The organism is Ferruginibacter sp. HRS2-29, from assembly GCF_024343615.1.
Taxonomy (GTDB): Bacteria; Bacteroidota; Bacteroidia; order Chitinophagales; family Chitinophagaceae; genus Ferruginibacter.
In genome coordinates this window covers 24,840-44,571 of record NZ_RJUB01000141.1, presented here as the reverse complement: position 1 = coordinate 44,571, position 19,732 = coordinate 24,840, and the positions used below count along the sequence as shown (strand labels likewise).

Here is a 19,732-nt window from a genome sequence, read left to right as displayed (position 1 = left end):
TTTGCCAAAAGCAAAGTAATTTAACTCTATAAAACACTTTAAAAGAAAAATTTAAATTAAAATTAGCGTTTATGAAACAAAAAATTGCGTTGGTACTAACGTTGGTGGCTTTTTCTCTTGGAGCGGCTGCACAAAGTGATAAATACGGCTCTGCCACGAAGGGGAGTGTTATAGGAATTCACTTTAATGCCCTTGACACAAAAACGCCATTGACATGGAAAAACTCTTCAACTTCAAGAACGTTTACTAAACTGAAAGAATTAGATTTCGGTTTTGGTGTTTCTTATTGGAAGGGGCTTACAAAAACGATCGATTTTTCTACCAAGTTCAATATGATGTTGCATGACTATGCTGCTGATGACAGGGGTGAATTTACAGATGATAAAGAAGTAGGTCTGGAATTGGAACCAACTTTGAACATCAGGCCTTATGGCGATAACAGCCTTGTTGCACCTTTCCTTACCGCAGGTATTGGTGGTGGTTACTACACCGGCAAATGGGGTGCTTATGTACCGGTTGGTGTTGGTGTTCAGTTGAACCTGCAGAGCATTACTTATTTGTTCGTACAAGCGCAATATCGTTTCACTTTAACTGATAAAGTATTAAAAGATAATTTATTCTACTCCCTGGGTGTTGCTCAGAGCCTGGGTAGCAAACAACCAAAAGTTGTTCCACCGCCGCCACCACCAGTTGTTCTGGATCGTGATGGAGATGGCGTTTTGGATGCTGATGACAAATGTCCTGATACTCCGGGTCTTGCTGCTTTGCAAGGTTGCCCTGATCGTGATGGTGATGGTATCGCTGATGGCGATGACAAATGCCCTGATGTAGCTGGTATCGCTAAATATCAAGGTTGTCCTATACCTGATACAGACGGTGATGGTATCAACGACGAAGAAGATAAATGCCCTACTGTTAAAGGTTTCGCACGTTATCAAGGTTGCCCTATCCCTGATACAGATGGTGATGGTGTAAACGACGAAGAAGATAAATGCCCTTCACGTCCTGGTCCTGCAAGCAACCAGGGTTGCCCTGAAATTGCTAAAGAAGTAATTGAAAAAATAAACTTCGCTGCTAAGAACGTATTCTTCGCAACAGGTAGCTACAAATTGCTGGCTAAGTCAAACAAATCTCTGGATGCAGTGGTTACGTTGTTGAATGCTGATCCGTCACTCTTCATCGATATCGATGGTCATACCGATTCTCAGGGTTCTGACGAAAGCAACCAGGTTCTTTCTGACAACCGTGCTGGTGCAGTTAAAAATTACCTTATCAGCAAAGGGATCGATGCAAGCCGTTTGAAATCTACAGGTTATGGTGAAACCAAACCAGTAGCTGACAACAAAACTGCTGCAGGCCGTGCTAAGAACAGGAGGACTGAAATGACTGTAAGGAACTTCTAATCTATATCGAAGTTTTGCTTCGATCAAAATAAACAAGCCCCGATAGAAATATCGGGGCTTTGTATTAAGCGGATTTTCAGTCGTCGACTCCCCTGAGTCGTCAACTCCCATGAGTCGTCGACTCATTACTTTCGGTTAAATAAAAAGCCCCGGGATTTCCCGGGGGGCTTTTGTGTAATATTCTAATTCAGGCTACATCATGCAAATACTTCCTCATTGCTATAATCCTTTATTTCATTGTAAACCGTATCCCGTTCTATCGGCTGCCTTTTCACCTGCCTGATCAGCGTCACCAGTTCTTCTGTGCTCATAGTAGGGGTCTGTTCTTCGCTGCCGGCCATGGAGTAGATCTTTGTAGAGTCATCGATCGTACCATCGATGTCGTTTACACCAAATGACAGGGAAAGCTGTGCATTCTGCCTGCCCAGCATCGGCCAGTAAGCCTTCAGGTGAGGGAAGTTGTCCATGTATATCCGGGCTATCGCGTACAGCCGCATGTCTTCGGTAATGGTGCTTTCAGGAACATCGCTCATATCATTGCCGCCATTGCGGAACTTAAGGGGAATGAACGTATTGAAGCCGCCTGTTTTATCCTGCAGGTCGCGGAGGCGACGCATATGATCGATGCGGTGTTCGTATTTTTCTATATGTCCGTATAGCATCGTGGCATTGGTGTTCATGCCCAGGTTGTGTGCTGCTTCATGTATCGCCAGCCAGCCATCGCCGGTAACTTTATCGGCCGCGATGATCTTTCGGATATCCGGGTGAAAAATTTCAGCACCTCCGCCGGGTAAGGATTGCAGACCGGCCTCGTTAAGCTGGCGCATACCTTCCTCTGTTGACACTTTGGCTTTGCGGAACATATAATCCAGTTCCACTGCAGTAAATCCTTTTACGTGAAGGTCGGGGCGATGTGCATGAATCTTTTGAATCAGCTCGATAAAATAAGCCATGTTCATTTTTGGATGAACACCACCTACGATATGCACTTCGGTGATCGGCTTGCCATCATAACTTTTCACGATATCCAGCATCTGGTCGATACTAAGTTCCCAGCCTTCTTCCTTATGAGCATACAGCCGGGAATAAGAGCAGAACTTGCAGCTGAACACACAAACGTTCGTTGGCTCGATATGAAAATTCCTATTGAAATACGTTTTGTCGCCATGCAACTTTTCACGGATGAAATTGGCCAGTCCACCTACAAACGCCAGGCTGCCTTTTTCGAATAACAGCAGGCATTCCTCGTCGGTGATCCGTTTTCCCTCCTTAACATGTTGGGCTATCTCTTTCAGGTCATTGCTGGTAGCGGTATCTATCAGGATATCTATTGAAGCACTCATCACAAAAATTTTGACAAATTTACGACAAGGTAGTGGATAATTGAATAGCGGATAATGGATAATACATTCGGACGGAAGATTTTAACAATGCCCGGAAGGTTTTCATTATCAATTATCCATTAATTAATTATCCATTAATCCGTATCTTCCACGTACAAAAAACTAACGCTGTATGAATATTAAGTTTAGGCTGACGATTATGAGCTTTCTCCAATTCTTCGTGTGGGGAGCCTGGTTAATTACCATCGGAACCTACTGTTTGAATGCCAAAGGATGGAGTTTCCCCCAGTTTGGCGCTATTTTCTCAACGCTGGCCCTGGCTTCACTTTTCATGCCAGCGCTAACCGGTATCATTGCCGATAAATGGGTAAATGCTGAAAAGCTTTATGGGGTTTTGCATATCCTGTATGGCGCAATACTCTTGTATGTTCCAAAGATCGACAACCCGGACACTTTGTACTATGTGATCTTTGGGGCGATGATCTGTTATATGCCCACTATTTCTTTATCAAACTCCATAGCCTACACCATCCTCAAAAGAAATAATTATGACGTGGTAAAGGTTTTTCCACCAATCAGGGTGTGGGGCACCATTGGTTTCATTGTGGCCATGTGGGTTACCAATCTTACGGGTAGCAAAGCTACAGCCAACCAATTCATCATCGGAGCAGTAGGAGCGCTTTTGCTCGGTATTTTTTCCTTTACCCTCCCTAAATGCCCTCCGGCCAAAAGCATTTCAAAAGATGCGGGAATTGCAGAACAATTGGGTTTAAAAGCTTTTAAACTTTTCGCAGATTACAAGACTGCTTTATTCTTCATCTTTTCGATGATGCTGGGGGCAGCGCTTCAGTTGACCAACATGTACGGCGATTCTTTTTTAAGCGGCTTTTCAGAACAACCGCAATATGCGGATTCTTTCGTGGTAAAATACTCCACCATCATCCTTTCTGTTTCACAGATGTCTGAAACGTTATTCATCCTCACGATTCCGTTTTTCCTGAAAAAATTCGGAATAAAAATGGTGATGGTGTTCGCAATGCTGGCTTGGGTATTAAGGTTCGGCCTTTTCGCCTACAGCGATCCATCCGCCACGGGTACAGCTTTGATAATACTGTCCTGTATCGTATACGGAATGGCATTTGACTTTTTCAATATCTCTGGTTCATTGTTCATTGAAACAACCACCGACAGCCGTATTCGTTCGAGCGCACAAGGTTTGTTTATGATGATGACAAACGGAGTAGGGGCATGGCTGGGAAGTGTGGTAAGCGGATATGTGATCGGCAAATATTTTGTAATGGCCAACGGAAGCCGCGACTGGCATGGCATCTGGCTGGCATTTGCCGGGTATGCTCTGGTAGTAGCAATCTTGTTCGTGTTATTGTTCAAACATAAACACGATCCGAATGCGATCCCTTCGGATCCGCATGGCGATGCAGCTCCCGAAACGCCCGTCATACCAGTATCAAGTTAATTTCACACAAAAGCACAAAGTTTAAATACAAAGGGGCAAAGAAAAATATTCTTTGCCCCTTTGCTATCTTAGCGTCTTTGCGTGAAGCCTTTATAAAAAATCCCCAACCTTCCGGCCGGGGATCTTATAAAACCCTCAAAACTTCAGTATTATTTTTTCAGGCCGAAAAAGTTTTTCAACCTTTTGAACCATTGAACTATTAAACTTTTTGAACTGTTATCTCCTCATTTGTGTGCTTCGATCTTCTTTACGAAGTTAGCTTTTGGCTGAGCACCTACCAGTTTATCTACCACTTCACCATTTTTTACAAAAAGGATAGCAGGGATGCTGGTAATGCCATAGTTCATTGAAACCTGCGGATTGTTGTCCACGTTTACTTTACCGATCTTCACGGTGCCTTCGTAATCTTTTGCAAGTTCTTCAATCACTGGTCCTATCGCACGACATGGTCCACACCATTCTGCCCAAAAATCAATTACTGTTAGTTTATCCGATTCCAGCACTTCAGTCTGGAAGTTTGAATCTGTTAATTCGAGTGCCATAATATTTATGTTTTAAAATGTGTTTCTTAATTGATGCTGGATGCTAGTTACTGGATAAGTTGGCCTTGTTTCCGGTTTTTAATTCCCAGTTATGTTTCTTGTATTGCAAATTTACATCCATTCCACATTCCATGCCCCGTTGACATATGCACAATCTATTTGTCAGTGTGAATAATATCGTATTTCGAAACGAATCACAGATTACAAAGACATTACATGGGCTGTTCTGTTATTAGTTAAAAATCTTAACTGACAGAGATTCAGTAATGGATTAATATGATTTCGCAGATAGCTCATAAACCTCGCCAATTCGTGTAATTAGTGGAATTCGCAAAATTGGTGTAATAAAAACTATGCTGTCATCACACTTACTTCCAGGTTCACATTCTCGTTAAGGAAAACCGCCATATCATCATTCATCGTAAAACCCTTTTCCAGCGTATACATACTCACTTTCAACTGCTGCACCGGATCGGTGATCTGGAACTTGATGGAAGACTTGCCCGGATGTTCCTTGACATTCGTATCAATGAAATCTACAAAACGGCTGTCGACATGCTGTGCAGCCACATCGATCACGATCTGTTTTGTCATGGTCGACTTCAGCGTTTCCAGCAGATGCAGCTTCGCGATCTTAAATTCATACTGATCACTGTTGAAACGGCTCTTGAACGAGCCCTCGATCATTACGATCATCCCTTTTTCGAGATAATTCGTGTATTTCACGTAATCTTCGCTCCAAAGCATGAATTCGGCTTTTCCACTGAAATCCTCCACATGCAGTATCCCAAAGTTTTTGCCCGTTTTTGTTAAACGGTGCTGCGCATCAATTACCAGTCCTGCCAGGCGGAAATTGGTGGCGGTAGGCGGAGTACCCGGAGCATTTTTGACCTCGGTAAACTGGGCCAGCGGAGTGATATTGTAATGCTTTAATTCAAATTTGAAATTGTCCAGCGGGTGGCCACTCATATACATACCCGTCACTTCCTTCTCAAAATCCAGTTGCTCTATCAATTGCCACGGCGGGCAAAGTGCCAGTTTGGGCGGCAGGATATCCGGCATCTGCAGATCACCGAAAAGGGTATTGCTGGTACTTTGAGAATTGCTCTGGTATACCTGCCCGAATTTCACGATCTTCTCCAGGTTCAGCACATCGCCAGGAGCGGTAAAGAAGTATTGGGCCCTGTGCATATCTTTAAAGCAATCGAAAGCGCCACTATAGATAAGACTTTCTAAACTCTTCTTACTCACTGCTCTAAGGCTAACCCGTTTTACCAGGTCAAAACAATCTATATACTTTCCGTGCTTGTTTCTTTCTTCGATAATATTTTCTATAGCGTTCTCTCCCACACCTTTGAGCCCGCTGAAGCCGAACCTGATCTCGCCCTTATCATTGACAGCAAAACCGTTCTGGCTTTCATTAATATCAGGCCCAAGTACCGTAATACCCATACGTTTACATTCTTCCATGAAAAAAGTGATCTTATCGATACTTCCGGCATGGTTCAATACCGCAGCCATATATTCGCTCGGGTAATGCGCTTTGATATAGGCCGTCTGGTACGCCACAAAAGCGTAACAGGTACTATGTGATTTGTTGAAGGCGTATTGTGCGAAAGCTTCCCAGTCTGTCCATATCTTTTCCAGCTTATTGGCCGGATGCCCCTTGGCAACAGCTCCCTCAATGAACTGAACTTTCATTTTATCTAGCACCGCTTTCTGCTTCTTACCCATTGCTTTACGCAAAATATCGGCATCCCCTTTGCTGAAGCCTGCCAGCTTCTGGCTGAGCAACATCACCTGTTCCTGGTATACGGTAATACCATAAGTATCCTGCAGATATTCTTCCATATCCGGAAGATCGTACTCTACAATTTCCCGCCCATGTTTGCGGGCAACGAACTGCGGGATATAAGCCATCGGTCCCGGGCGATAGAGGGCGTTCATGGCGATAAGATCGTCGAACTTATCCGGTTTCAGCTCGCGGAGATATTTCTGCATCCCCGGACTTTCAAACTGGAAAGTCGCGTTTGTATCACCTTTTTGATATAAAGCATACGTTTTTTCGTCATCCAGCGGGATATCGTCTATGGAGATATCTACATTATGGTTTTGTTTGATCAACCCAAGGGCTGTTTTCAAAATGCTCAGGGTCCTCAGACCCAGGAAGTCCATCTTGATTACACCGGCCTCCTCGATACTGTTTCCCTCGATCTGCGTCAGCCAAAGCTCTGATTCTTTACTGGTGGCAACCGGCAGCAATTCGGTCAGATCTTTAGGGGCAATGATGATAGCGGAGGCGTGGACACCGGTATTTCGTACCGATCCTTCTAATTTTACTGCTTCTTTTAATATCTTGGAATCCAGTCCATTACCATTGTATATCTCACGAAGTTTTTTAATATTCTCCGCATCTTCTCCCATCAAGCCTTCTTTCTCTTCCAGGCTTTTTTCCGTGCCCCCTTTGGCCTCTTTTATTGTCAGGGGCGCCAGTATCAGGCGTTTCAGGTTGATGCCCGGACGTTCCGGAACAAGCTTACTGATTGCCCGGCTTTCCGCAAGCGGGAGGTCCATTACGCGGCTTACATCGGCAATACTGCTTTTGGCAGCCATGGTACCATAGGTGATGATCTGCGCTACCTGGTTCTTTCCGTATTTCTGCACCACATAATCTATCACTTTCTGGCGTCCGTCATCATCAAAATCCGTATCGATATCGGGCATGCTCTTACGCTCGGGGTTCAAAAACCTTTCGAACAGGAGGTTGTACTTGATAGGATCGATATTGGTGATGCCGATACAATAGGCCACAGCACTTCCTGCTGCGGATCCACGGCCGGGGCCGATGAAAACGCCGATATCGCGGCCGTGCTTTATAAAATCGCTTACGATAAGGAAGTAACCGGCGAAACCCATTTTACGGATGATACCTAATTCAAATTGAAGCCGTTCTTCCTGCGCAGGGGTGAGTACGAGGTATCGTTCCTTGGCGCCTGTCCAGGTGAGGTGTTCCAGGTATTCATCCTGGGTCTTGAATGGAGGAGGTACTTCGAAAAACGGCAGCAGGATCTCTTTTTTCAGGTCGAGTACATCGATCTTACCGATGACTTCATTGGTATTATCGATGGCTTCCGGCAGATCGTGAAACACTTCACTCATCTGGTCGGTCGTTTTCAGGAAAAACTCATCGTTGGGGAAAGCGAAACGCTTGTTTTTGGCGTATACATCGTCATCGCTCATCATGCCCATCTTTTCGGTGCTTTGTTTTTCGCCGGTATTGATACAAAGCAGGATATCATGTGCATTGGCGTCTTCCTTATCCACGTAATGGCTATCGTTGCTGGCGATCACCTTCACATTATATTTTTTCGCGAAGCGAAGCAATACCTCGTTCACTTTTTCCTGGTCGGGGATGCCATGGCGCTGAAGTTCCACGTAATAATCTTCCTGGAAAATATTCAGCCACCATTTGAATTCATTTTCCCCTTCAGCTTCCCCTTTTTTGAGGATGGTCTGCGGTACCAGTGCACCAAGGCAGCAGGTAGTGGCAATCAGCCCTTTGTGGTATTTATGGATCAGGTCCTTATCGATACGGGGATACTTGCTGTACATGCCCTCGATATAACCGAGGCTGGTGAGTTTTACGAGGTTCTTATATCCTTCGTCGTTTTTTGCCAGTAAGATCTGGTGATTGCGGGGATCTTTTTCGTCTTTGCTGAAGGTTTTGCGGTGGCGGTCGGTGGTAATATAAAATTCACAGCCCACGACTGGTTTTACTTTCAGCGATCCATCCGCATTTTTGTGATTATACGCTTCTTTTACAAATTCAAAAACCCCGAACATGTTGCCGTGATCGCTGATGGCAAGCGCGGGCATATTGTCGGCAATGGCTTTTTTGTACAGGTTCTTGATAGAAGCGGCCCCATCCAAAAGGGAAAACTGGGTGTGTACGTGAAGATGGGAGAAATTCATTTGATGTATGATCTGAGATGTATGATGTATGATTTGATGTCTTCCGGATGGGAGTTCGATCCTTCACCGGACGAGCATACGAAATTCGTTAAAAAAGGGGAGAGGAAAATGTTATTTTATTAACAGGAGGGGAACAAGTTTTTGGGAAGAATTTAAAGTTTTTGAACCCGGCGGCAGGTCAACACTGCGGTGCACAGCATTTGGAATATATAATGGAAATAAAGGAAAAAAGGAGGGTTCTGCCATTTTTTGGTGTTTATGAGGAACAACGTAAGCCGGATAAAAGTTTCACATAAGCGAAAGAGGGGGCATCACATATTCACCCTCAAAGGTGATTGTTTGATAACTGGATATAACCGTCATTTGAATGTTGTTTCAACCCCAACATTCTGACAATGAAAATACTCATTCTGGCTCTCCTTTGTTTTTATAGCGGACAGGTCTTTGCCCAACCGGCAAATGATGAACCTTGTGGCGCCATAGACCTTTCTGTAACCCAGGGAGGTGCTGTCTGCACACCCTCTACCTTACTTTCCTGGACGGGCGCGACCGCCAGCGCCACCACACCTTTTCCTTCCTGCGGACAATGGAGTACCGGAAAAAGGGATGTATGGTATAAATTCAGCCTGCCGGCGAATGTGAACAAACTGAATATCAGGACGGCAGCGGGTACCGGCACTACCGACGCGATCATGGCAGTATATACAGCCGCTTCCTGCAGCGGGCCATTCACCCAGGTGGGCTGCAGCGACGATTTTGTTGCTGCCCTGCCGGGATTTGATTCATTAGCTGTTACCGGCGGACAAACCTTTTATCTGCGTATCTCGCAATATAATGCTACGAACCCCAATGGTGAATTAAGCATCTGCGTCACTTCCTTTTACATACCTGCTGCGGCAGATCCATTGAAAACAGTGGGGATAAACGTGGAATTTCCGCAGGCCAACCTGGATGTGAACGGAACTACCATATTAAGAAACGGGGTGCAACTGCTGGGAGGGAATCCCGGTGCCGGAAAAGTATTGACCAGCGACGCCGGGGGAAATGCCACCTGGCAACCGATCCCTTCCGCACCGGTTGTGGCACCGGTAGCATTTGCGGCTACCCTCGATTCGAGCCGTACGTTATTTTATAATGTGGATACAAAATTGCATTTCGGTGCATCCGCAAACGGCCCCGTGAGTTTTAACCCCGGTACAGTGTACAGTAATGCTACGGACGAATTTACAGCGCCTTCGGCAGGTATCTACGAATTTACTGTGCGGATGACATGCGTATTGGTTTCGGGAACACCGTATGGAGTGGAAGCCCATTTTGCCGTGAACGGAACTGCCGGTTATTCTTCTTTATTTGCTTTGCCACCATTTTCACCCGGGTCAATCGGTGTACATAGCGCAGTGCATACCGCTTTGTATAATCTTGCCGCGGGCGATAAGGTAACAGTATTTGCGAAGCTGAGTTCACAAAGTGTTTCCTCTGCCCAGATCACAAATTTTGCCGGGTCGTCCAATAATTCGATGTTCTGGGGACGCAAGGTCAATTAAGAATTAAGAATTAAGAATGGAGCGAAAGGGGATCGCAGATTTCAAAGGGATGAAGGGGATTGCACAGATTATTTTTACTTCGTAAAAACAGAAATGCAGTTTGTACCAGGTTGAATTTCCTGTACAAACTGCATTTTCGTTTTGCACCAGCAAAACAATCTGTGAAATCTTTTTTATCCCTTTGAAATCTGCGATCCCTTTTCGCTTCAATCTTCGCTCTGATTCGTAATTCGTAATTCGTAATTTTTAATCCGCGATTTGCAGCACTGCTTTCCCGTGCCCGATCTTTTTCCCTTTAGAGCCGTCTTTGGCAATGTTTCCGGCAATGGCTCTCCATGCTTCAGCAACTTCTTCCATCGGGTATACTTTTGCCACATCAATATGTAATATTCCTTCGTCGATGAGTACGGCCAGCTCGTTGAGGTCTTCGGTATTGGCCTTCATATTCATCATGATGGCAGAGACGCCGTGTTTTTTTGCTTCTTCCTCGTTGGGCGGCTGGCTGGTGGCCACCAGTTTTCCTCCTTCTTTCATTACAGCGTAAGAACGTTTTTGCGTTTCACCGCCAATAAGGTCCACTACAAGATCCACACCCTGCAACTGGTCTTCAAATTTATCGGTTTCGTAAGCGAATACTTTTTCCGCACCCATGCGGTGCAAAAAATCCGCATCCACGCCCGATGCGGTGGCCATAACATGAGCGCCGCCATTTTTGGCAAGCTGAACTGCATAGGCGCCTACCGCGCCGGCAGCACCATGTATCAATACAGTTTGTCCGGCTTTCAGGTGCCCGTGGAGAAATAAAGCCTGGTAGGCCGTAAGCGCTACCACCGGTACTGAAGCTGCCTGCACCCAATCGAGCGACCTTGGCTTGAGGGCGATGGCCGCTGATTCGGCGGCGAGATATTCAGCATAAGCAGCAAATTTTGCAGATTGTCCGTATACTTCATCACCCGCTTTAAAACCCGTCACGTTCTTCCCGACTTTTTCTATCACCCCGGCGAAATCGCTGCCGGGTATGAAGGGGAGTTCTACCGGCACCATTTTCTGCATCATGCCCGATGCCACTTTTATTTCATATTGATTGACCGAAGCTGCATACACTTTTACGAATACCTGGCTGTCTGTAATGGATGGCTGATCTGTTTCTTCTATTTTCAGGTTTTCTGGGCCGCCGAATTCATGTAATCTTATTGCTTTCATTGCTGATGGTTTTAATGTAAAATACAATGAAAACGGATGCGATAATCATGCCTGAATCAATTAAGAATTAAGAATTAAGAATGCGGATACTGCCCGCCCGGCTGAACGCCGTTCGGACGGATATGTTGGATGCTGGATGCTGGATGAATTTTGGAAATGCAGCCTACTAAATTTTAATGTTAAGAAATTTCAGGGAAATAATGCACTTCAATCATTGCAAACTACCAGCAGCCGGTGGGCTGTCAACAGCATCTGCCTTCGTGCACAAATGAAAAAAACCTTCTATGGAGAAGGTCTTTCATGAATGAAATTGGTTTCAGTGGTTCTTCTTAGGATGGTTTTTTCAAAGGAAGCAGATTTTAAAACGGTTTTTTTCTTCGGTTATTGGATAGTACAAATTTACATCACGGTATATTTACAAACTGTCGTTGCAAGTATTCTTTTAAGGTAGTGTTTTTTCTAAGAATTGATACAGGTCAAGTAATATGAGGGTTTTGAACGAAAAGAAATTGAGTTGGATCAATTTTAAAAAAAAGACTGTAGTGCCCGATAGTTTACTGTAGTGCTTTTTTTTACAAGGCCCGTACACTTTTTTTGTTGAATGTTTAAATAACCCCACAGCCGCGGGACCGGGTTTTGAACGAAGTGTTTATAAACAAATGTATGCGTATGAAAACGCATACTTACTTTTGAATACGGATGACATCAACCCCATTGATACTCACACTTACATTGGATCCCCCGGCGCAGGAGTACTTCGATGCGCTCCGTGATGAACATTTCCCCAAGCATTGTAATTACCTGAAAGCACATCTTACGTTGTTTCATCATTTACCATCCGATGATGAGCTGATAGGAAAAACGGTTGAAAAGTTTTGCAGCAGGCCTGCAATGATCCTGGGTGTCTCCGCAATAAAAAATATCGGGAATGGAGTGGCGTATGAGATCCTCTCGGATGAATTGCTTCAGTTGCATCACCGGTTACAGCGGGAGTTTGATCCTCACCTCATCTCGCAGGACCGGAAAAAATTGTGGCCGCATATTACCGTTCAAAACAAGGTGACGGCTTTCAAAGCAAAACAAACAGCCGGAAAACTACAGGGGAATTTCATGTCCTTTAACATCACGGCTACCGGTATACGAAGCTGGCTTTACCGGGGTGGGCCTTGGGAAGCAAAAGGGGAGTGGAAATTTAGATTGTAATTAATAATTAATAATGCGAGGCCTTCGCATAGAAGCGTGCAGCAAGATGTTTTGTTTATGGATCTTGTGCGGCCGAAACAGTTTCAGCAGGTATATTTTTCATTACTGCAACCGCATGTATCAATGCTTTCATAAATTCGAAAAAGTGGAGCATGCAATACCTTTCTTCCGGCAAATGTATATTTGGAAAATGATGGCTGGTAAGCGCCCCGGTAAATAAAAGCCATAGTTCCCTTTCCGCTTCATCGGGACTATATTCCTTAAAAAATTCTTCTACGATAGCTTTTGCATCATCCTTATTGGGGGTAGCTTTCAAAGTATAGAAGTGTTCCTGTATTTCGGCGGGCAACGTGTTCATTCGTTTTCAGTTTAAGATAAAAAGTACGGGCCAAACGTTTGAAATAAGGAGAATTAACGCAGCAGGGATTCATCCCGTTGGGATGGCTGCTTATCATCTCTGCGCTTTGATTTACCAGATTTCAGAACGAGATTTAAAGAGCAATAAAGATAGATTTTTTTTGTGGAAAGATGCCGGATGCCGGGTGCCGGAATAATTTTGGAAGTGCAGCTTATAAAATTGTACCCTTAAGTGATTTTGGGTGAGCGCTAAGATCGTACGAAACAGGCTGCCCGCAATGATGACGTTGCTCTGGTGTAGTATGAGCCAGTGGAAGCATTTGTTCGCTAAGAATTTTAAAACTTTATCTTCACAGAGAAATTTTTTTTACATGAAAAAAACGATCGCCGCAATTTTTTTGCTATTCTTTTTAGTGGGTGAAAATTTTTGTGCAACTGCACAAGTCAATAATTTTAATCCTGCCGACCTCTCAATTACTTTTGAAGCTGTTGCCAATGATTTTAATAATGGCGGACAGGCATTGCTGCTTTTTACTCTAAAGAACAATGGAAAGAAAATATTGCCTGCAACGGGTTGGAAAATATATTTTAATTCTAAAAGTGCCCTTCGTGTAAAAGATACTGCCGCAAAAGTGAAGATCGAACGGCAAAAAGCGAATCTCTTCTGTTTATTGCCAATAGCGGGTTCGGAAGCGATCACGCCCGGTAAAGGTCTTGCTGCTGAAATGTTGCTCGATGATAATCTTATCAATAAATCCGACTGTCCCGAGGGGTTTTATCTCGTGTGGGACGATCGGCCCCTTAAAGGATATGATATCAAAAATGTATCCGTAAAGCCAATAAAACTGAAAGCCATCGACGGCCGCGTGCAGAGCGATTATGCTGCTGTAATCTACCATCGTAACCTTCAAATAAACCGTGCTGTTAATGGCCCGTTGAGCAAAGTTTTTCCTACGCCGGTAAATTACGCCGAAGGACAGGGCAGTTTTATTTTGACGGGTGAAGCCGGCATAGAAACAGATGAAGCATTTGCTAAAGAAGCCGCATACTTATCTGTGGAAGCCGGTAAATTGCTCGGCAAAAAATTGTCTGTTGCTCCTGGCAATTCCGGAAAAAAAATCAGGCTGGTCAAAAAAGAAGGTTTTACGGATGAAGGGTACAACCTGGAGGTTTCGCAGGAAGGTATTACAATCGCCGCCGGCAGATCTGCCGGTATATTTTATGGTATACAATCCCTGAAAACCCTTTTGCCCGCTGCATCCTGGAGTAAATCAGCAGCATCTGTACCGGTGCCTTTTGTGGAGGTGAACGATGCGCCGAGGTTTGGCTACCGCGGTTTCATGATGGATGTGGCGCGGGATTTTCAAACAAAAGAAGAAGTGAAAAGGATACTCGATCTGATGTCGTTATTAAAGCTCAATACTTTCCATTTTCATATTACGGATGATGAAGGCTGGAGGCTTGAAATTAATGGCCTGCCTGAACTTACTTCTTTTGGCTCGCAACGCGGCCATTCGCTCGATGAAGCGAACCATCTGCCTTCAGCATATGGTTCAGGTGCCGATACGGGTAAATTATACGGAAGCGGATTTTATTCCCGCAAAGACTTCATCGAAATACTGCAGTATGCCAACGACCGGCATATACAGGTGATCCCGGAAATTGAAACTCCCGGTCATGCCCGGGCGGCTATCAAAGCGATGGATTTTCGCTACCGCAAATACATGGCTATAGGGAACCGGGAGGAAGCACTGAAATATTTTTTGCGGGATACCCTCGATGCTTCCGAATACACAACCCCACAGGCTTTTCACGATAATGTGATCAATGTGGCGCTGCCCTCCTGTTATACGTTCATCGGAAAAATAATTGAAGAAGTGGACATCCTTTACAAAGAGGCGGGGCTTCAGGTAAAGACGATCCATTTTGGTGGGGATGAAGTGCCGTCTGGAACATGGGAAAGATCGCCGGCCTGTAATGCACTGATAGCAGCCGATCCGGCGCTGGACAATACGAATGACCTCTGGTATTATTATCTTGGAAAAGTGAATAAATTATTGTCTGATAAAGGCATCGCTTTATCAGGTTGGGAAGAGATCGGTTTGCGTAAAACGGTTACCGATGGGCAAAATGTGATGATCCCCAATCCCGGGTTTACCGCCCATGATCTCAGGCTGTATGTGTGGAACAATATCGGCGGGAATGAAGATCTTGCGTACAAACTGGCCAATGCCGGGTACAAGATAGTGCTTACACCCGTAACAAATTTTTACCTCGATATGGTGTCTTATAAAACCTATGATGAGCCCGGATATTTCTGGGGTGGCATTACCGATATTTCAAAAACGTACGGCTTCATTCCTTTTGATCTTACAAAAAACCTGAAAGAGGATCATGAAGGAAACCCGGTAAAGCCGGGCGCTTTTGCACACAAACAACGATTGACTGATTACGGCAAAACAAATGTGCTGGGTATCCAGGCGGCTTTGTGGGCAGAAACCATCAAAGGTCCGCAGCAATTGGAATATATGTTGTTACCGCGATTGCTGGCGTTGGCCGAGCGGGCATGGCAAAAGGATCCGGCCTGGGCAAATGAAAAAGATTCCTCGTCTATGCGTAAGGGGTATAACGATGCCTGGTCATCTTTTGTCAGTATCACGGGCAACAGTTTATTGCCTATGCTCGATCGCTACAATGGTGGCTACAATTATCGTATCCCTCCGGCAGGCGCCATTGTATCGGATAATGCGGTGTTGGCCAATACACAATTTCCAGGTTTTGAAATCAGGTATACAGTGAATGGGGGAGACCCCACTTTCAAAAGCAACTTGTACCGTGCACCAATTACAGATAAAGGCCTTGTCAGGTTGAGGGTTTTCAATCGCGAAGGGCGGGCAGGTTATACAACGGTGATAGAAAATAAATGATGATCGCAGATTTCAAAGGGATGCAAGGGATTACACAGATTACTTTTTTACTTCGTAAAAAATGAAAATGCAGTTTGTAAGATTTCGCGATTACTTTATAAACTGCATTTCCATTTTGCGCCAGCAAAATAATCTGTGTAATCCCCTTCATCCCTTTGAAATCTGCGATCCCTTTCAACCTGGAAAAAAAATCACTGCCCGGTATTTTTTACCAATACATTTTCAATGGAAGTGGTCAGTTCCTGGAGGTCGAAAGGTTTTTCCAGCGCCGCCTCGGCTTTATATTTTTTGTATCCGGCAAGTTTGGTTGGGGAGGCGGAAATGAGGATGACAGGTATATGCTTGTAAGCAACGGTGTTTTTCAATTCAAGGCAAAGTTCGCGGCCATCGGCATCCCCAAGCTGTATATCCATCAGGATGGCATCGGGAAGCCTGCTTTTCAAAGAGTTCAGTAATTCTTCTTTTGTAACTACACCCTCCAATTCATGGCCGTTCATCCGGAGGATTATCCGGAATACATTAAGGATCTCTGAGTTGTCGTCCAGTGCTAATATATAGGCCATAGGTCAGTAGGTATTGGTAAGCGATACGGTGATCCGGGTTTCGCAAGATAATACTCAATATCCCTAAAGTCAAGGGTTTAACACGATTTCGTTCGGCTAAATTTTAAAAGTCCGCGTAACTATCAGCAAAAAAGTTTTTCGTTTTTTTTTGATGTGAACTTTTCGATGTGAACTTTTTCTGTGAACTCCGTATAAAATTTTTATTATTTCCACATTTTCAATCAGTTAACTTTGTGAACTTTTGAGGTAAAATGGCCATTTTACGTGTGAACTTTTACCATTTGTGAACTTTCTGTGAACCTGGGCATGCATTTTACAATGCTGGCATGGATTTTACCCTACAAATGAAAACATCCGTATGCAACATCCACAAAAAGATCCATCCATAGATCCATCTTCCCTTCCCGAAAAAACGTTTTCACAAAAAGAAGTTTTTCAACACAAGCAGCCTGCAGATTCGGGTAATCCGCTGGGAGATGAATACGAAATTCCCAAAGATGTCTGCCGCCTTAACGAAAAGGACGAAACTGCGAAAGAAGAAGGCCTGAATGAAGAAAGATCAGCAGGTGAAGCAGGAGCTTTTGAAGGATTTGAAGACCAGGGGAAATAAAAAACCTGATCCGCTATTTTTTACGATATGGATCAGGTTGAATTTTTTTAAAGTATTTCCACCGTTCCTGTGATGCGGACATCATTCGCGGCACGGGCTACCAATATTTTAAATATACCGGGATCGTAGCCGAATCCCTGCGCACCTTTGTAATAAGAAAAGGCAGCGGCATCCAGTTGTATCTTCACCGTTTTTGTTTCACCTTTTTTCAGAAAGACTTTCGAAAAACCTTTGAGTTCTTTGAAAGGCCTTAACACCGGGCATTTTTGCTGTTGCACATATACCTGCACCACATCGGCGCCATCATAGTTGCCTGTATTTTTTACATCTATCGAAACGGTTACCATCGGCTCACTCGTTTTACCTGTACCGCCTGTATTGCTGATGCGCAGGTTGCTATAAGTAAAATTGGTGTAGGACAATCCATAGCCGAAAGCGAACTGCGGCTTGATCCTGGAGCTATCCCAATAACGATACCCTACAAATAATCCTTCCTTATATTTTACCCGCAGGTCTTTGTTTTCATCATAATAACTGTTGAACACCGGGTTGTCTTTCCATTGTTTTTCAAAACTTGCCGGCAATTTTCCCGAAGGGTTCACTTTTCCGAATAATATTTCGGCGATGGCCGTTCCGCCTTCCTGTCCCGGGAACCACGCATGCAGCAACCCTTTCACGTTTTTGAGCCAGGGCTGCATGTTTACATTACCACCTGCATTCAATACCACCACCGTATTTTTATTGGCTTTCGCAATGGCATTTATCAATTCATCCTGCAAGGAAGGCAGGTTGAATGGCCGGTCGCCGCCTTCATGTTCGGTGCTTTCATTGAACCCCACGCATACGATGGCCGCATCTGCTTTTTTTGCGGCAGCAATGGCTTCCGAAAAATCGACCCCGGCAGGATACCATGCCAGCGAAATGATCGCGTCGCCGCCATTTTCAAAATACTCCAGCCTGATCCGGTATGTTTTTCCGGCTTCCAGTTTTATATCAGCATTGTTGATGGTAGCTGCATGGTCGTTCCAGTCATCGATCACCAGTTTATCGTCTATCCATAACCGGTAGCCATCATCACCTTTTACGGTAAAACGATAATGGTCGGTCTTTAACGGTTTTACAACACCCGTCCAGCGAACGGAAAAATTATCGGCCCCCAAACCAGTTACATCCGGATTTTCCTTCCAGTTGTGATCGGCAAATTCTTCCGTACGGGTTGCTACGACTTCTCCCTTTAATTCTTTCCCGTTAAAATATTCTGCTTTTAAGCCTTTTTCAGTAGCAGTTTCATTGGAAAAAAATGCAGATGCTTTCGCAGCATTTTCAACATTGCGGAAGCCGGGAACATATACCAGCTTTACTTTATCGCCGAGCAATTTTTGCAATCCCTGCATCACGGTCACCGAATGAAAAGGATCTGTCTGCGAACTTCCACCGCCGGTTACATACACATCCGCATTTGGCCCGATCACCGCCAGTGTTTTTATTTTAGTGGAAGAAAACGGTAAAGTATTCTTATCATTTTTCAATAATACCATTCCGTTGCGGGCCACTTCCAGCGCTACTTTATCGTTCTCCGGATTGTCTTCGGGAATGGATTTGTCGAGCTGTTCTTTGTCGTAAAACCCATAACGGAAAATGATGCGTAATATCCTGCTCACCTTATCATTGATGAGTGAAACCGGCAGGCTGCTATCGTTGATAGCGGGCATCAGCGTGGCTTTATTCATGAATTTTGCTGAAGGCATTTCAAGGTCAAGCCCGTTTTTTGCGGCAGCAACTCCATCATATACAGATTCCCAGTCGGACATCAGGATGCCGTCAAACTTCCAGTCGTTCTTTAATATATCCCGGTTGAGGTGGGCATTTTGCGTAGCATGTACCCCATTGACAAGATTGTAGCTGTTCATCACCGCACCCACATTGGCTTCCTGAACGGCCGCTTTGAAAGCGGGAAGATAAATTTCCTGCAATGTCCTTTCATCCATATCGGAACTCACATGATGGCGGTTCCATTCCTGGTTGTTGGCAGCAAAATGTTTTACCGTAGCCACCACATCCTGCGATTGCACCCCATCTATATAACTCACCGCGAGGCGGGAAGTGAGGAACGGGTCTTCGCCGAGGTATTCAAAATTTCTTCCGTTCATGGGGGCACGATAAATATTTACACCCGGCGCAAGCAGGATATGCACCCCGCGTGCTTTGGCATCCCTGCCAAGTGCACTGCCCAGTTGCCTTACCAGCGAAGTATCCCACGTGGCGGCACTCAGGATGGAAGCAGGGTATGCCACCGCTTTTCCGTACGTGCGTACACCCACCGGGCCGTCGGACATTTTGATCTTCGGTAAGCCAAGCCGCCCGATATCACGGATATAAAAGGCCTCCACACCGCCGATATAATCCAGTTTTTCATCCAGGGTCATTTCTGAAAGAAGGCTGGAAACCCTTTCCTCTACCGGCTTTTTGGGGTCTTTGTAAACCTGGGCAGAAACAGAAGCGCAAAAGAGTGACGCGGTAATGAGAAGCGGAATGATACGCATGGCAATTTTTTATTTAGAATATGGAATCAAACAAACGATACAGCCAAA

13 protein-coding genes are annotated in these 19,732 nt (G+C 44.7%); 6 read left to right on the top strand and 7 right to left on the bottom strand.

Annotated features, from left to right (window positions below):
• Positions 1-71: 71 nt before the first annotated feature.
• Positions 72-1,403: an OmpA family protein gene (locus EGI32_RS15490; protein WP_255156266.1), complete on the top strand. Its 1,332-nt coding sequence runs from the start codon at positions 72-74 to the stop codon at positions 1,401-1,403.
• 197 nt (positions 1,404-1,600) lie between these two features.
• Here the strand turns inward: EGI32_RS15490 and mqnE are convergent, their stop codons facing one another.
• A complete protein-coding gene (gene mqnE, locus EGI32_RS15485; RefSeq protein ID WP_255156265.1) occupies positions 1,601-2,746 on the bottom strand; it encodes an aminofutalosine synthase MqnE in 1,146 nt (381 codons plus the stop codon).
• A 172-nt stretch (positions 2,747-2,918) separates the two neighbouring features.
• On the opposite strand from mqnE, the gene EGI32_RS15480 reads away from it, so the two are divergent.
• Positions 2,919-4,220, top strand: a complete 1,302-nt coding sequence (locus EGI32_RS15480; RefSeq protein ID WP_255156264.1) for a nucleoside permease — start codon at positions 2,919-2,921, stop codon at positions 4,218-4,220.
• Positions 4,221-4,444: 224 nt separating this feature from the next.
• Here the strand turns inward: EGI32_RS15480 and trxA are convergent, their stop codons facing one another.
• Both trxA and dnaE read right to left on the bottom strand, forming a co-directional pair.
• The gene (trxA, locus tag EGI32_RS15475) at positions 4,445-4,762 is read right to left on the bottom strand and encodes a thioredoxin (protein WP_255156263.1); all 318 of its coding nucleotides are present in this window, start codon (positions 4,760-4,762) and stop codon (positions 4,445-4,447) included.
• A gap of 351 nt (positions 4,763-5,113) precedes the next feature.
• Positions 5,114-8,734: a DNA polymerase III subunit alpha gene (dnaE, locus tag EGI32_RS15470; RefSeq protein WP_255156262.1), complete on the bottom strand. Its 3,621-nt coding sequence runs from the start codon at positions 8,732-8,734 to the stop codon at positions 5,114-5,116.
• 395 nt (positions 8,735-9,129) lie between these two features.
• On the opposite strand from dnaE, the gene EGI32_RS15465 reads away from it, so the two are divergent.
• Entirely contained in the window at positions 9,130-10,278 is a 1,149-nt protein-coding gene (locus EGI32_RS15465) for a hypothetical protein (protein ID WP_255156261.1), read from the top strand.
• A gap of 246 nt (positions 10,279-10,524) precedes the next feature.
• Here the strand turns inward: EGI32_RS15465 and EGI32_RS15460 are convergent, their stop codons facing one another.
• A complete protein-coding gene (locus EGI32_RS15460) occupies positions 10,525-11,481 on the bottom strand; it encodes an NADP-dependent oxidoreductase (RefSeq protein WP_255156260.1) in 957 nt (318 codons plus the stop codon).
• Between the two features lie 699 nt (positions 11,482-12,180).
• Between EGI32_RS15460 and EGI32_RS15455 the strand changes: the two genes are divergently transcribed.
• Positions 12,181-12,684, top strand: a complete 504-nt coding sequence (locus EGI32_RS15455) for a 2'-5' RNA ligase family protein (protein WP_255156259.1) — start codon at positions 12,181-12,183, stop codon at positions 12,682-12,684.
• Positions 12,685-12,739: 55 nt separating this feature from the next.
• Here EGI32_RS15455 and EGI32_RS15450 read toward each other — a convergent pair whose 3' ends face one another.
• Positions 12,740-13,042 (bottom strand): hypothetical protein, encoded by a 303-nt coding sequence (locus tag EGI32_RS15450; RefSeq protein WP_255156258.1) that lies wholly within the window; start codon positions 13,040-13,042, stop codon positions 12,740-12,742.
• 370 nt (positions 13,043-13,412) lie between these two features.
• On the opposite strand from EGI32_RS15450, the gene EGI32_RS15445 reads away from it, so the two are divergent.
• Positions 13,413-15,968 carry a family 20 glycosylhydrolase gene (locus EGI32_RS15445; RefSeq protein WP_255156257.1) on the top strand — a complete coding sequence of 852 codons (2,556 nt, stop codon included), beginning with the start codon at positions 13,413-13,415 and terminating at the stop codon, positions 15,966-15,968.
• Between the two features lie 191 nt (positions 15,969-16,159).
• Here the strand turns inward: EGI32_RS15445 and EGI32_RS15440 are convergent, their stop codons facing one another.
• Complete coding sequence (locus tag EGI32_RS15440; protein WP_255156256.1) at positions 16,160-16,531, bottom strand: response regulator; 372 nt, start codon at positions 16,529-16,531, stop codon at positions 16,160-16,162.
• Between the two features lie 358 nt (positions 16,532-16,889).
• Here EGI32_RS15440 and EGI32_RS15435 point away from each other — a divergent pair, with 358 nt between their 5' ends.
• Positions 16,890-17,141, top strand: coding sequence for a hypothetical protein (locus EGI32_RS15435; protein WP_255156255.1), 252 nt, complete (start codon positions 16,890-16,892; stop codon positions 17,139-17,141).
• Positions 17,142-17,188: 47 nt separating this feature from the next.
• On the opposite strand, the gene EGI32_RS15430 is transcribed toward EGI32_RS15435, so the two are convergent.
• Positions 17,189-19,684 (bottom strand): beta-glucosidase, encoded by a 2,496-nt coding sequence (locus EGI32_RS15430; RefSeq protein WP_255156254.1) that lies wholly within the window; start codon positions 19,682-19,684, stop codon positions 17,189-17,191.
• Positions 19,685-19,732: the final 48 nt, after the last annotated feature.